At 60.3% G+C, this 13986-nt stretch carries 14 protein-coding genes; 8 read left to right on the forward strand and 6 right to left on the reverse strand.

Annotated features, from left to right (window positions below; genetic code table 11):
* The first annotated feature begins 50 nt into the window (after positions 1-50).
* Genes GOW48_RS14075 through GOW48_RS14085 form a run of 3 tightly spaced genes read left to right on the forward strand, consistent with a single transcriptional unit; the run spans position 51 to position 3015 of the window.
* Positions 51-638 (forward strand): TRAP transporter small permease, encoded by a 588-nt coding sequence (locus GOW48_RS14075; RefSeq protein WP_170355479.1) that lies wholly within the window; start codon positions 51-53, stop codon positions 636-638.
* Complete coding sequence (locus GOW48_RS14080; protein ID WP_170754722.1) at positions 639-1928, forward strand: TRAP transporter large permease; 1290 nt, start codon at positions 639-641, stop codon at positions 1926-1928.
* Positions 1929-1953: 25 nt separating this feature from the next.
* Positions 1954-3015, forward strand: a complete 1062-nt coding sequence (locus GOW48_RS14085; RefSeq protein WP_170754724.1) for a TRAP transporter substrate-binding protein — start codon at positions 1954-1956, stop codon at positions 3013-3015.
* Between the two features lie 30 nt (positions 3016-3045).
* Here the strand turns inward: GOW48_RS14085 and GOW48_RS14090 are convergent, their stop codons facing one another.
* Positions 3046-3516 (reverse strand): tetratricopeptide repeat protein, encoded by a 471-nt coding sequence (locus GOW48_RS14090; protein ID WP_170355482.1) that lies wholly within the window; start codon positions 3514-3516, stop codon positions 3046-3048.
* Between the two features lie 42 nt (positions 3517-3558).
* Here GOW48_RS14090 and GOW48_RS14095 point away from each other — a divergent pair, with 42 nt between their 5' ends.
* A complete protein-coding gene (locus GOW48_RS14095; RefSeq protein WP_170754727.1) occupies positions 3559-4800 on the forward strand; it encodes a cytochrome-c peroxidase in 1242 nt (413 codons plus the stop codon).
* Positions 4801-4832: 32 nt separating this feature from the next.
* Here GOW48_RS14095 and gcvP read toward each other — a convergent pair whose 3' ends face one another.
* The 3 genes from gcvP to gcvT all read right to left on the reverse strand — a co-directional run bounded on the left by gcvP (position 4833) and on the right by gcvT (position 9274).
* Positions 4833-7688, reverse strand: a complete 2856-nt coding sequence (gcvP, locus tag GOW48_RS14100; protein WP_170754728.1) for an aminomethyl-transferring glycine dehydrogenase — start codon at positions 7686-7688, stop codon at positions 4833-4835.
* Between the two features lie 107 nt (positions 7689-7795).
* A complete protein-coding gene (gene gcvH / locus GOW48_RS14105) occupies positions 7796-8161 on the reverse strand; it encodes a glycine cleavage system protein GcvH (protein WP_170355485.1) in 366 nt (121 codons plus the stop codon).
* Between the two features lie 18 nt (positions 8162-8179).
* Complete coding sequence (gene gcvT, locus GOW48_RS14110; RefSeq protein ID WP_170754730.1) at positions 8180-9274, reverse strand: glycine cleavage system aminomethyltransferase GcvT; 1095 nt, start codon at positions 9272-9274, stop codon at positions 8180-8182.
* A gap of 353 nt (positions 9275-9627) precedes the next feature.
* Here gcvT and GOW48_RS14115 point away from each other — a divergent pair, with 353 nt between their 5' ends.
* The 4 genes from GOW48_RS14115 to GOW48_RS14130 are packed head-to-tail and all read left to right on the forward strand — an operon-like array spanning position 9628 to position 13117.
* Positions 9628-10278: a histidine phosphatase family protein gene (locus GOW48_RS14115; RefSeq protein WP_170754732.1), complete on the forward strand. Its 651-nt coding sequence runs from the start codon at positions 9628-9630 to the stop codon at positions 10276-10278.
* Positions 10279-10288: 10 nt separating this feature from the next.
* Positions 10289-10903 (forward strand): glutathione S-transferase family protein, encoded by a 615-nt coding sequence (locus tag GOW48_RS14120; protein WP_170754734.1) that lies wholly within the window; start codon positions 10289-10291, stop codon positions 10901-10903.
* Between the two features lie 15 nt (positions 10904-10918).
* Entirely contained in the window at positions 10919-11971 is a 1053-nt protein-coding gene (locus tag GOW48_RS14125) for a saccharopine dehydrogenase (RefSeq protein WP_170754736.1), read from the forward strand.
* 3 nt (positions 11972-11974) lie between these two features.
* A complete protein-coding gene (locus tag GOW48_RS14130) occupies positions 11975-13117 on the forward strand; it encodes a saccharopine dehydrogenase family protein (RefSeq protein WP_170754738.1) in 1143 nt (380 codons plus the stop codon).
* A 109-nt stretch (positions 13118-13226) separates the two neighbouring features.
* On the opposite strand, the gene GOW48_RS14135 is transcribed toward GOW48_RS14130, so the two are convergent.
* Together GOW48_RS14135 and GOW48_RS14140 are read right to left on the reverse strand one after the other, a co-directional pair.
* Positions 13227-13427 (reverse strand): DUF1127 domain-containing protein, encoded by a 201-nt coding sequence (locus GOW48_RS14135; protein WP_170355491.1) that lies wholly within the window; start codon positions 13425-13427, stop codon positions 13227-13229.
* 42 nt (positions 13428-13469) lie between these two features.
* On the reverse strand, positions 13470-13706 hold the full coding sequence (locus tag GOW48_RS14140; RefSeq protein WP_170355492.1) for a DUF1127 domain-containing protein: 237 nt from the start codon (positions 13704-13706) through the stop codon (positions 13470-13472).
* Positions 13707-13986: the final 280 nt, after the last annotated feature.

The raw sequence follows: 13986 nt of genomic DNA on the forward strand, positions 1-13986 counted from the left end.
TGATTTGACGACCGCGGGACAAACCTGCGGCTGAACAAGGGAGGATCCGCATGGGCGGACTGGCAACGGCGCTTGCGCCGATTGCATTCGTGAACGAAACCGTGCTGCGTTTGGGCCGCGCGGTTGGTGTCGTTGCGATTGCATTGATGGTGATCGCAATCCTGATTCAGGTGTTCTTCCGATACGTTTTAGGCAACGCCCTACCCTGGCCAGATGAGGCCGCGCGCTTCTGCATGTTGTGGATGACCGGGCTGATGGCCCCCACCGCGTTCCGACGCGGCGGGTTTGTGGCTATTGATATGCTGCCCATGATGCTGCCGCGCGTGCTGGGGCAGGTGTTGATGCTGTTTCTGCTTTTCGTCTCGCTGGCAGTGTTGGCCGTCGCCGTGAATATCGGCTGGTCCGAGGTCACGGGTTTTGGCGGCCGCTTCGCCACGGCGGCGCTCTATATTCCGACCTCGCTGGGGTTTGACGAGTGGTACCGCGTCCCGCGCAGCTGGATGATGGCATCGTTGCTGGTGGGGGTCATCCTTCTGCTAGTCGTCAATATCGAGCTTATCCTGCGGTCGATCGTCAAGATGATGGGCGGCGGGGACTTGCTGCCCGAAATCGCAGATGCACCGGTGGGGGCTGAATAGATGCTGATCTGGTTCCTGCCCACCTTCCTGATTTTCCTGATGATCGGCCTGCCGGTCTTTTTCGCGCTTTTGGCCGCGCCCGGCATTCTGCTGTGGCTGAACGGTCAGACCGCCGACATCACTCTGCTGTACCGGAACGTCTACAACGGTATGGACAGCTTCCCGTTGATGGCTATTCCCTTCTTCATGCTGGCCGGAGAGCTGATGAACCGTGGCGGCATCACCATTCGTCTGGTCGAGTTCTCGCAGGCCCTGATGGGGCACCTGCGCGGCGGTCTGGCCCACGTGAATGTCCTGAGTTCGATCCTGTTTGCAGGACTATCGGGCTCGGCGGTCGCAGATACCTCGGCACTGGGGTCTATGCTGATCCCGGCGATGGAAAAACAGGGCTATACCCGCCGCTTCGCCGCTGCGATCACAGCGGCCAGCTCGGTGATCGGGCCAATCATTCCGCCCTCGGGCATCATGATCATCTATGCCTATGTGATGGGTGAAAGCGTGGCCGCCCTGTTCCTTGCGGGTATTGTGCCGGGTGTGATGGTGGGCGTTGGCCTGATGCTGATGATCAAAGTGATGGCCGACAAATACGACTTCCCCGTCGCCAGCCGCAAATACACATGGGGCGAGCGTCGTAAGGCCAGTCTCAAGGCGTTCTTCCCGCTGCTGACCCCCGTTATCATTCTGGGCGGGATCCTCGGCGGCATCTTTACTCCGACCGAGGCTGCTGCGGTCGCTGTGGGCTATGCCTTCATCATCGGCTTCTTCGTCCTGCGCACACTGACCCTGAACGAAGTGCCCGAGATCCTCAGTAATGCGGGCCTGACCTCGGCCGTGGTTTTGCTGCTGGTGGGCGCGGCGATGGCATTCAAGACCGTAGTCAGCCTTAGCCATGCGCCTGAACAATTGGCGGCACTGATCCTTGGCCTGTCAGAAAACCCGCTGATCCTGCTGTTCCTGATCAACCTGTTGCTGTTTGTCGTGGGCATGTTTCTGGATGCAGGCCCGGCAATCATCATTCTTGGTCCCATCCTTGGCCCCATCTTCACAAGTCTCGGCGTGGACCCGATCCACTTTGCCATTATCATGAGCGTCAACCTGACCGTCGGTCTGGCAACGCCGCCGATGGGGCTGGTCCTGTTCGTGGCCGCCGCCGTATCGCGCGAAAAGGTCGAAACTATTGCCAAGGCGATCCTGCCGTTTCTGGCTGTCGAAATCATAGTGATCTTCCTGATCACCTATGTCCCCGCACTATCCATGACGATCCCGAGGATAACGGGATTTGCAAACTGAACTGAGTATCACAGGGAGGAAACGAATGCTCAGAGACTTCATCAAAACCGCTGCGGTGGCCACCTCGCTGATGGCCGCGTCCGCACTTGCCGCCACCGCCGCAGATTATACCCTGCGCGCGACAGCGAACTCGAACGAAAACGACGAAGACTATGACGGTCTGATCGTCTTCAAGAACTATGTCGAGGCTGCCTCGAACGGCGCCATCGAGGTGGAATTGTTCATCGGCACGCAGTTGTGCTCGAACGGGGCCGAGTGCCTGCAAGGCGTGGCTGACGGTACGATCGACATCTATATTTCGACCTCGGGCGGCGCGTCGGGCATCTTCCCCTACGTGCAGGTTCTGGACCTGCCCTATCTGATGGCCGATGACCGCGTGGCCGAGCATGTCTTGTCCGGCGATTTCACCCGCAAGGTCCGCGACATGGCGCTTGAGGATTCTGGCGGCGCGATCCGTCTGATGACCATTGGCAACACCGGCGGCTGGCGCAACTTTGCCAACACCCAGCGTCGCATCGCCGAACCTGCGGATATGGAAGGTCTGAAAATCCGCACCGTGGTCGCTGACCTGCCGCAAGAGCTGGTCAAGGCACTGGGTGCATCGCCCACCCCGATCCCGTGGCCTGAACTGTTCACCAGCTTCCAGACCGGTGTGGTTGAAGGGTCCAAGAACGGGATCACCGACATCATGGGGATGAAATTCCCCGATGCCGGTCTGCAATACGTCACGCTGGACGGCCACGCCTACATGGGTGCGTTGTGGTGGATGAATAACGCCAAGTTCCAGGAGATGCCCGAGGACATGCGCCGCGTGGTGGTCGATGGCTTCTATGCTCTGCAGCAGGCCACCTTTGCCTCGCCCAAGCGCAAGTCGATCCAGGCTTATGAAGATTTCGTCGCCGGTGGCGGGGATCTCTATGTGCCGACACCTGACCAGAAAGCAGCGTTCAAAGAAGCCGCAACGCCGGTCTATGACTGGTTCCAGTCCAACGTGGCCCGCGGGGACGAGGTGTTCAACGCCCTGACCGAAGCGGTTGCAGCAGCCGAGGCCGATATCAACGCCTCTCGCGATGCGGATCTGAACTAAGCGAAAGGGGCCGGGCGCTGCGTCCGGCCCTTACCGAAACGGGTACATCCACCCTTTGTAATCATTCACCAGCACATGCGCCCTTTCAATCTGCTCCGGCGACATTTTCTTGACCACTTCCTCAAGGCTGATCGCCGCATCGGGATCACCACCAATGGCACTGAGCGTGTACCACATATACGCCCGCACCAGATCGGGCGCGGGCATGCCCAGACCCAGCTCATAGTACCAGCCGACACCCGACTGCGCCCCCGGATGCCCCTTCATCGAAGCACGCAGATACCAGTCAAACGCCCGCTCGTAATCCTGCTCGACCCCCAGCCCAAGGCCGTACATGACGCCGATCAGTTCTTCGGCCTCGGCATTGCCAGAGCGCGCCGCTGGCAGCAGTTCCTCACGCGCGGCCTCAAATTCGCCCGCTTCCATCATGTCGCGCGCTTGTTCCAATTCGGCCAGCGCCGGGGTCGCAAAAAGGCAAAGGGCAAATACAAGCTGGCGCATGGGGTTTTTTTCCTTTTCGTCGGAGCGGCTGCGGCTCAGGATTTGCCGCGCCCACTGACCGATGATGACTTTATCCTCTTTGATATGGAACAGGCCGCGATTGGTCATCAACTGTTTTACGACCCCATTCTGTCGGGCAACCAGAACATTTCCTGTGCCCACTGCCATCATCCTGATTTCGGCACCTCGGACGGGTTATCGCTGGGTATTGGTGAAGGCGGGCAAGGCTTGGGGCCAGATCGGACACCGGGCGTAGGAACCGATAAGATTCGCAAACGCATCCCCCGTAATTCACCGGGGCTGTGGAACCTTGGCGCGAAAGAGATTCACACCGTATTCCACGATGGCCGCCTGAGTATCTCGGATGTCTACGGCAACGGGTTTAACTCTCCGGCGCAGGAATGGTTGCCTGAGGGGCTGAACTCGCTGCTCGCCGCACAGGCGCTGTTCCCGCTGACCTCGCAATTCGAAATGGCCGGCAATGTCGGCGAAAATCAGGTGACCGGAGCGGTTGCAGACAGGATTGATCTGGGCTGGCCGATCCTTGCCAAGCGCGTGCGCACCGATCCGCGCTATGGCCCGGCCATGGTCGCCGCTTTTGATGAGGTCAACACGACCGAGGACATCACAATCACTCAAATCGCCAACGCGCTGGCCGCGTTCATGGCGGTTGAATGGCGCAGCACCGACAGCGCGTTCGATCAATACCTCGCGGGTGACTCCTCGGCGCTGACGGCAGAGCAGAAAGACGGGATGGATCTTTTCTATGGCAAAGCGCAGTGTTCGACCTGCCATTCCGGGCCGCTGATGTCAGATCAGGAATTTCACGCCTTGGCCTTGCCCCCTTTTGGGCCGGGCCGCACGCGGCAATGGGACCCCTATGTGCGCGACGTCGGCCGCATGGGGGAAAGCGACCGGCTGGAGGACGCCTATCGCTTTCGCACGCCGATGTTGCGCAACGTGGCCTTGACTGCGCCCTATGGTCATAACGGAGCTTTCCCCGACCTCGAGGGTATGATCCTCCATCACCTGAACCCCGAAAACAGCCTGTCGAAATGGAATCGTGATATGGCTGACCTGCCGAACGTTCCTTGGTTGCACAAAGCCGATTTCGTCGTCTGGGACGACCGGTTGGAAATGGCGCGTGTGCGCGGCAAGGTAGACATCACGCCATTGGAATTGTCCGAAGCTGACATCGCAAGTCTCGCGGCATTCCTCAACGCACTGACGGGATCCAGCGTGGACTCCCCGCCATTCGGGGTGCCTAAAGGCTTCGTTCCCTAAGAAAAACCCCCGCCAAGGCGGGGGTTTTCTGTTTATTCCGCCGCTTCCGCGTATGCGTCCATTGGCGGACATGTGCAAACGAGGTTTCGGTCTCCGTATGCGTTGTCGACGCGGTTGACGGGGGACCAGTATTTGTCGACACCCATCGAGCCAGGAGGGAAACAGGCCTGTTCGCGGCTGTAAGGCCGGTCCCAGTCACCAACCAGATCGCGCACCGTGTGGGGGGCGTTCTTCAACGGGTTGTTCTCCGCGTCGATCTTGCCGTCGATGATATCCTGCGCCTCGGATCGGATCGAGAGCATGGCGTCGCAGAAGCGGTCCAACTCATCCTTGGGCTCAGATTCGGTGGGCTCGACCATCAGGGTGCCTGCCACCGGCCAGCTCATCGTCGGGGCGTGGAAACCTGAATCGACCAGACGTTTGGCAACGTCATCGACGGTCACATGCGCCTCGGCGTCCAGCGGACGGGTGTCGAGGATGCATTCATGCGCGACCCGACCGGACTCGGAGGTGTAGAGGATCGGATAGGCTTCCTGCAGACGCGCTGCGATATAGTTGGCGTTCAGGATCGCCACTTTGGTCGCCTGCGTCAAACCCGCACCACCCATCAGCAGCACATAGGCCCATGACACCGGCAGGATCGAGGGCGAGCCAAAGGGCGCCGCCGATACCGGCCCCACGGCGGTGCCGTATTCTGGGTGACCGGGCAAGTGCTCTTCAAGGTGTGCCTTGACGCCGATCGGGCCCATGCCGGGGCCACCACCGCCATGCGGGATGCAGAAGGTCTTGTGCAGGTTCAGGTGGCTGACGTCACCGCCAATATCACCGGGGCGCGACAGGCCGACCATGGCGTTCATGTTGGCGCCGTCGATATAGACCTGACCGCCGTGGTCATGGGTGATCTGGCAAACCTCCTGCACGGTGGTCTCGAACACACCATGGGTCGATGGGTAGGTGATCATGCAGCCGGCCAGATGATCGGAATGCTTCTCGGCCTTGGCGCGGAAGTCATTCAGGTCGATATTGCCGTTCTCATCCGATTGCACCGGCACCACCTGCCAGCCCACCATCTGCGCCGAGGCCGGGTTGGTCCCGTGTGCCGAGGTCGGGATCAGGCAGACATTGCGGTGCCCTTCACCGCGGGCGAAGTGATAGTTGCGGATGGTCAGTAGACCTGCGTACTCGCCCTGCGCGCCCGAGTTGGGCTGCTGGCTGATCGCGTCATAGCCGGTGATCTGGCACAGCTTGTCGTTCAGATCGGCAATCATCTCGTGATAGCCCTGCGCCTGATCTTCGGGGCAGAAAGGGTGCAGATTGCCGAACTCGGGCCATGTGACCGGGATCATCTCGATCGTGGCGTTCAGCTTCATGGTGCACGAGCCCAGCGGGATCATCGCCCGGTCCAGCGCCAGGTCGCGGTCGGCGAGACGGCGCATATAGCGGGTCATCTCGGCCTCGGCCCGGTTCTTGTGAAAGATCTCGTGGGTCAGATAGGGCGTCTCGCGCAAGGCATAATCCGGCAGGCGGTACGCCACGTTGGAACTGTCATCCTGACGGTCGATGCCGAAGGCCCCCCAGACGGCCTCAATCGTTTCGGCGCGGGTCTGTTCGTCCAGGCTGATGCCGACTTTCGTCTCGCCGACCTTGCGCAAGTTGATGCCACGGGCAACGGCGGCCTCCATGACGGTGGTCTGCAAGTGGCCGACCTCGACTGTGATGGTGTCAAAGAACACCTCGGGTTCGACCGAGAAGCCCGCCTCTTCCAGACCGGCGGCCATACGCGAGGTTTTGCGGTGAACAGATTGCGCAATCGCCTTGATGCCGTCGGGACCGTGATAGACAGCGTACATCGAGGCCATCACCGCCAGCAGCGCCTGTGCGGTACAGACGTTCGAGTTGGCTTTCTCGCGCCGAATGTGCTGCTCGCGGGTCTGCAGCGCCAGGCGATAAGCCTTGTTGCCACGGCTGTCGATGCTGACACCAATGATCCGGCCCGGCATCGCGCGTTTCAGCTTGTCGGTGGTCGCCATATAGGCCGCGTGGGGCCCGCCATAACCCATCGGCACGCCGAACCGTTGGGTCGAGCCGATGGCGATATCCGCGCCCATCTCGCCCGGTGACTTCAGCAGCGCCAGCGACAGGATGTCAGCGGCGACAATGGCAATGGCTTTGTGTTCATGCAGCGCCGCAATCTCGGCGGTGAAGTCGCGCACATGGCCGTGGGTGCCGGGGTATTGGAAGATCGCGCCAAAAACCGCGCCCGCGTCTAGTTGATCCGGGTCGGCCACCTGCACGTCGATGCCCAGCGGCTCGGCGCGCGTTTTGATCACCGCGATGGTCTGCGGGTGGCAGTTGCGGTCGACAAAGAAGGCGGCGTTGTTGGCCTTGGACCGACCACCGCGCTTGGCCATCGCCATGGCCTCAGCCGCGGCGGTGGCTTCGTCCAGCAAGGACGCATTGGCCACGTCCAGCCCGGTCAGATCGCTGACCATGGTTTGGAAGTTCAACAACGCTTCAAGCCGGCCTTGGCTGATCTCGGGCTGATAGGGCGTATAGGCGGTGTACCAGGCCGGGTTTTCCAGAATGTTGCGTAGGATCGGAGCAGGCGTGGTGGTGCCGTAATATCCCTGCCCGATCAACGAGGTCAGAACCTTGTTCTTGCTCGCCACCTCTTTCATATGGAACAGAGCATCGCGTTCCGTCATCGCCGGACCCCAGTCCAGCGGCTCTTTCTGGCGGATCGCGGGCGGGACGGTGGCGTCGATCAGCGCGTCCAGCGTCTTGAAGCCGATCACCTTGAGCATGTCGCGCATCTCGGTCGGGCTGGGCCCGATATGGCGGCGATTGGCAAAGTCATAGGCTTCGTAGTCGGTCAGTTTGAAAGCCATTGCAGCGCTCCTATGAATAAGTCAGACACGGCGGAGGCTGCGGGAGCCTCCGGCGGAGGTATTTTAGCCAGATGAAGGGCGGATCCGTGTAAAGATCCGCCGTTGAATTAACCGATGAAGTCCTTGTAGCCGGCCTCATCCATCAGATCTTCGAGCTGCGACGCGTCCGTGATCTTGATTTTGTAGATCCATGCATTGCCTTCTGGGTCTTCGTTCAGCGCGCCCGGATTGTCGGCCAGCGCCTCGTTCACTTCGATGATTTCACCATCAACCGGAGCATAAAGCTCGGACGCCGCCTTGACGGATTCGATCACGCCGATCTCGCCGTCCTTGGCGAATTCTTCGCCGACTTCCTGCTGTTCCACGAAGACCACATCGCCCAGCTGTTCCGCCGCGTGTTTGGTGATGCCCAGAGTGGCGGTGTCACCATCGACGTCAATCCACTCATGCTCTTCGGAATAATAGGTTGCCATTGGGTTTTTCTCCTGACTTCAACGCTTGTAATTCTGGGTAACGAAGGGCAGCGCCACGATCTGCGCCGGTTGCGGCTTGCCCCGAATGATCAAGTTGACCACCTCGCCCGGCTCGCCATGGCCTGCGGACACATAGCCCATTGCCACAGGGCCACCGACCGTGGGGCCGAACCCGCCAGAGGTTATCTGACCGATGGTGTTGCCTTCCGTGCACTGGATCTCAACACCCTGACGGGCGGGCGCGCGGCCTTCGGGTTTTATGCCGACCAGTTTGCGTGCGGCGCCCTCAGTTAGTTCTTTCTGGATGCGGTCGGCACCGGGAAAGCCGCCCTCTTCCTTGCGGCGCTTTTGGATCGCCCAGCCAAGGCTCGCCTCTATCGGCGAGGTCGTTTGGTCAATGTCATTGCCATAAAGGCACAGCCCAGCCTCCAGCCGCAGGCTGTCGCGCGCGCCAAGGCCCGCCGGTTCACAATCCTCATGCGCCAGAAAGGCGCGGGTGATATCGATGGCCTTGTCCTCGGGGATCGAGATCTCGTACCCGTCCTCACCGGTGTAACCCAGGCGCGAGATACGGCATTCAACGCCGTTGATATCCGCCACAGTGGTTTCCATGAATTTCAGATCCCGCGCCACAGGGCAGAGCGCGCCCACCACATCCTCGGCCTTTGGTCCCTGCACCGCAACCAGCGCACGGTCGAAAATCTCGATCACTTCGACGCCGTCCAGATGTTCGCGCATATGCGGAATGTCCTGATGACGCAGCGCCGCGTTCACCACCACGAAGTAGTGATCCCCTGCATTCGACACGATCAGGTCATCCATGATCCCGCCTTCCGGGTTGGTAAAGAACCCGTACCGCGCCTTGCCGTCCTTCAGCGTAGCATAAGCCTGCGGGCAGAGCGTTTCCAGCTTCTCGCCCACATTCTCGCCGCGCAGGATCACCTGACCCATGTGACTGACATCGAACACCGCCGCCTTTTCGCGACATTGCTTGTGTTCCCCCATGATCCCCAGTGGATACTGAACCGGCATCTCCCAGCCCGCAAAATCAACCATCTTGCCGCCCAACTCAACGTGCAGATCATACAAAGGCGTGCGCTTAATCTCGGTCATGGGTGGTCGCTTTCCTAAGCCGTTGTCACAGACTGTCGCAAACGCCCCGTCCTGCAAAAAGGCGGTGTTCCGCCAGCTTCCCACTCCTTTGCTGTAAGTCAACAGAGTTAGACACGTGTTCCACGCCAGAGTGGGCTGCAGTACCTTCGGGAATGGTGTATACACCCGCATGCCACAGCTTGGTTTCCTATAGGAAACTTTTTTTCGTAGCGCAATAGAAAACCCCCCTGTCCCGCGTAAAAAACTGACCATGGGGAAAGCTTCGAACGGCCAAGATTTTGCAAACAGAATTCCAAACGCCTCTGGTCCCGGCCCACAACCTGCCCTAAGACTTTGCGGCAAGAGGGACGACCATGTCACATATTACACTGGTGCGTCACGGGCAGGCCAACACCGCCGCGCGAGACGAGCAAAGCTATGACAAACTCAGCGATCTGGGTCATCAGCAAGCACGCTGGCTGGGCGGGCATCTGCAGGACACCCGCGCGCACTATCCCCGTGTCTACAGCGGCACGCTGACCCGGCATGTGGAAACAGCGGCGAGCATGGGCTTGCCGGAGCCGATCCGCGATCCGCGTCTGAACGAGGTCGAGTATTTCAACCTCGCGCAGCTTTTCGAACAACAGCACAACGTTATGGTTCCCACCGACCGTGAGGGGTTCGTCGAACACCTGCCCCGGACATTCACGGCATGGGCCAATGGCCAGATCGCGGATGCGCCCGAAACCTTTGCCGCGTTCGAGGCGCGCGTCGCAGACGCCTTGCACGATATCGGAACCGAAGGCGGGCCGGCGATTGTGGTGACCTCAGGCGCGCTGATTTCGATGGCAGTGCGCCAGGCGATGGGGCTGGACATTCCGGCGATGGCGCGGGTGGCGCTTGCCATCATGAACACGTCGATGCATCGTCTGCATCCGATTGGCAGCCAGTTGAGTCCGGTATTGTTCAACGCGGTGCCCCATCTGGAAGCGCCCGACCGGCACTACGCCCAAACCCACCTGTAAGGAGGCCCCGATGCAGCTTTATTACGCCCCCCGCACGATTTCGGTCGCCGTGGCCATCGCTTTGGAAGAAGCCGGGCTGGAGTACGAGGCGATCAAGCTGGACTTTGCGGGCGGTGAGCAAACCAAACCTGCCTATAAGCAGATCAACCCCAAGGGTCGCGTGCCTGCGTTGGTGGTGGATGGCGGCATTCTGACCGAGACCGGCGCGCTGCTGGATTACATCGCGGCGGTTGCACCGCAGGCCGGGCTGGTGCCGTCCGACCCGATCATGGCCGCGCGGATGCGCGAGGTGATGTATTACCTTGCCTCGACCATGCACGTGAACCACGCCCATAAAATGCGCGGGGAGCGTTGGGCCGACAAAAAATCCAGTTGGCAGGATATGCAGGGCAAGGTCGCGCAAACGATGACCGCGTCCTGTGACTATATCTGCTCGAACGGGCTGCGGGGGCCATTTGTGCTGGGGGATGAGGTCTCGCTGGCGGACGTTTACCTCTATGTGGTTTGCAGCTGGCTGGAAGGTGACGGCGTCGACGTCGCAACCTTTCCCAAGATTATCGCGTTCCGCGAAGCGATGGAGGCACGGGCCTCGGTTCAGGCCGTGCGCGCCGCCGGGATGCTCTGAACAAAAGGAACTGACATGACACATCTCTGGGTCCGGGCAGAACAGCGCCCGAACGAGGAACGGGTCGGGCTGACCCCCGAAGGTGCCGCCGCCCTGATCGCCGCAGGCATCCGCGTGACGGTCGAGGAAAGTTCCGTGCGCGCCATTCCGTTGCAGGGCTATACGGACGCAGGCTGTGAGATCGCGGCCGAGAATTCCTGGCCCGAGGCCCCGCTGGATGCGGTCATCTTCGGCCTGAAAGAACTGCCCGAGGACGGGACACCCCTGCCCCAACGTCATATCATGTTCGGCCACGCCTATAAGGGGCAGCATTCCGGGCGGGCTTTGTTGGAACGCTTCAAGGCCGGGGGCGGCACGCTTTATGATCTGGAATATCTGGTGGACGAAAACGACCGCCGGGTCGCCGCCTTTGGCTATTGGGCCGGATACGCGGGCGCGGCGGTAACGCTGAAAACATGGGCCGCACAGCAGCGGGGGCAGGAATGCCCTCCGGTCGGGGTGTACCCGAACAAAGACGCGCTGAACGCCGAATTGCTGACCGAGTTGGGCGCCACGGGCACCCGCCCTCGCGCTATCGTCATCGGCGCTTTGGGCCGCGTGGGCACGGGCGCGGCTGATATGTGCGAGGCGATGGGCGTTTCCGTCACCAAATGGGACATGGCCGAGACCGCCAGCGGCGGGCCTTTTCCCGAAATCCTTGACCATGATCTGTTCCTGAACTGCATCTTTGCCCGCCCCGGCACGCCGGTCTTTGTCCCGCGCGAGGCGCTGAACGCACCGCGCAACCTGACCGCCATTGGCGACGTGGCCTGCGACCCGGACAGCGATTACAACCCGGTGCCGGTCTATGACCGCGCAACCACATGGGACGCGCCCGCCCTGCGCGTGGCAAACGATCCGGTGATGGACGTGATGGCCATCGACAACCTGCCCTCGATGCTGCCGGTCGAAAGCTCGGAAGACTACGCCGCGCAACTGCTGCCCTCCCTGCTGACCCTGACCGATCTGAACAGCGGCGTCTGGGGCCGGGCTGAGACAACTTACAAAACCCATATTGAAGGGATCTGAGCGATGACAATTCACTGGTGTGGCACCGGCCTGTCGGCCATCCCCGGCCTGCGCCGCTTGATCGAGGGCGGACATAAAGTCACTGTCTGGAACCGGACCATCGACAAGGCCCGCGCCGAGGTCGGAGACCTGACCGACGACATCCGCGCCTTTGACATCGACGCCTTGGGCGCGGTGCTGGAACAGGGCGACGTGATCGTCTCGATGCTGCCGGGCGACTGGCACGTGCCGCTGGCGGAACTGGCGATATCGAAGCGCGCGAACTTCGTGTCTTCGTCCTACATCGCCCCCGAAATGCGCGCGCTGAATGACAAAGCCCGCGAGGCCGGTGTTGCACTAGTCAATGAGGTCGGGCTGGACCCGGGCATCGACCACCTGATGGCGCACGCCTTGGTGGCCGATTATCGCGCGTCCGACGCGTTCGATGCGCAAAACCACCTGAGCTTTATCTCCTATTGCGGTGGCATCCCGAAAAACCCCAACCCGTTCCGCTATAAATTCAGCTGGTCGCCTCTGGGCGTTCTGAAAGCCCTGCGGTCGCCCTCAAAATCCATCCGGGACTACGCCCCGCTGGATGTGGCCCGCCCGTGGGACGCGATCACCAGCTATGTCGCGCCGCTGCCCACACCCGAAAGCTTTGAGGTTTACCCAAACCGCGACTCGATCCCCTTCATGGCCGAATACCAGTTCGAGGATCACTGGCCGGTCAAAGAATTCGTCCGCGGCACCCTGCGCCTGAACGGCTGGGCCGATGCGTGGTCGGATGTGTTCACCGAGATCGAGACCCTGTCCGGCCCCGAAGGCGACGCGCGTCTGAAACAGATGTCGGACCAGTTCTGGGATGAGAACGCCTATGATGAAGGCGAGCCCGACCGCGTTGTTCTGTGCGTGGGCCTGAAAGCCGAGAAAGAAGGCGTCGAGACCTGGCACAAAACCTATGTCATGGATGCATGGGGTGACGCGCGAGGCACGGCGATGGCGCGTCTGGTCTCGATCCCGGTATCCTTGGCAGTTGAGGCGGTTCTGAACCGTGCGATCCCCGCCGGAGTGCATGCCGCCCCCAGCGATCCGAAACTGGTGCAAGCCTGGATGGCCGAAATCGAGAAGCTGGCCCAACATCTGCAAGTAGTCGATCACCAGGCCTGACCACACCACAAACCTTCATGCGAATAAAAGCCGTTCTGAAACCCTCAGAGCGGCTTTTTTGGTTCTCTCGCGTCCTACATCATTGTCGGCAAGGGATGGGGCAGGCATCTCAGATATACCTTGCGATCATCTCGTCAATATCCGTGCGATTGATCCCCATCTCAGAAAGCTGACGATCACTCAGGCAGTTCAGTTCTTGCGCGGCTCGAACGATATCGGCACGGATAGCATGGATTTTCATTGCCCGGTCAAACAGCACCAAAGCGCTCGTGCTTGGGGTTGCGCCCGAGCAAGTATGTGTATCAAGCATCATATCCCTCCACCTTCAAATCCAGTTTCAACAATGCGACGCTTATTGCACGCGATGGTCATACGGCATCTGGTGATAGACGCTTTGATAAGCGCGCTGCTTGATCTCGCTCCGGGGGATGCCGATGTCCTCCAGCTGTTGATCGCTCAGCTTCTCCAAAACGCGGACTGTATTGCCATAAATTTTACGGCGAAATTGTTCGACGCGCGCTTCTGCATAGTTCGAAAACAAGCTAAAAAACAAACCCTTCCGAGGGCTGGCTGTCTGTGCGTAGTCCATCTTCTCCTCCTTTATCATTAAGGTGATGTTGTGGGGTACACAGTCGATAAAGGTTGGCCCGATTAACGAATGTCTGGCGGAGAGTTAAACTTTGTTAATGTCAGTAGCTCTGCTATTGAGGCGCAAAGTCCTATTCAAACCCAGCGCGACGCGGACGTGACCTCAAATCAGCAATTCCACTGGGGAAGTTCGCGACGCGTCCGTCACCTCTTCGCAATCTAAACCCAAGGCACCGAAACCATGGTGATGGCTAAGTGAGCGCAGCAGTCCCCGCGAGCCT

The sequence above is a fragment of the Ruegeria lacuscaerulensis genome, from assembly GCF_013033355.1.
Taxonomy (GTDB): domain Bacteria; phylum Pseudomonadota; class Alphaproteobacteria; order Rhodobacterales; family Rhodobacteraceae; genus Ruegeria; species Ruegeria lacuscaerulensis_A.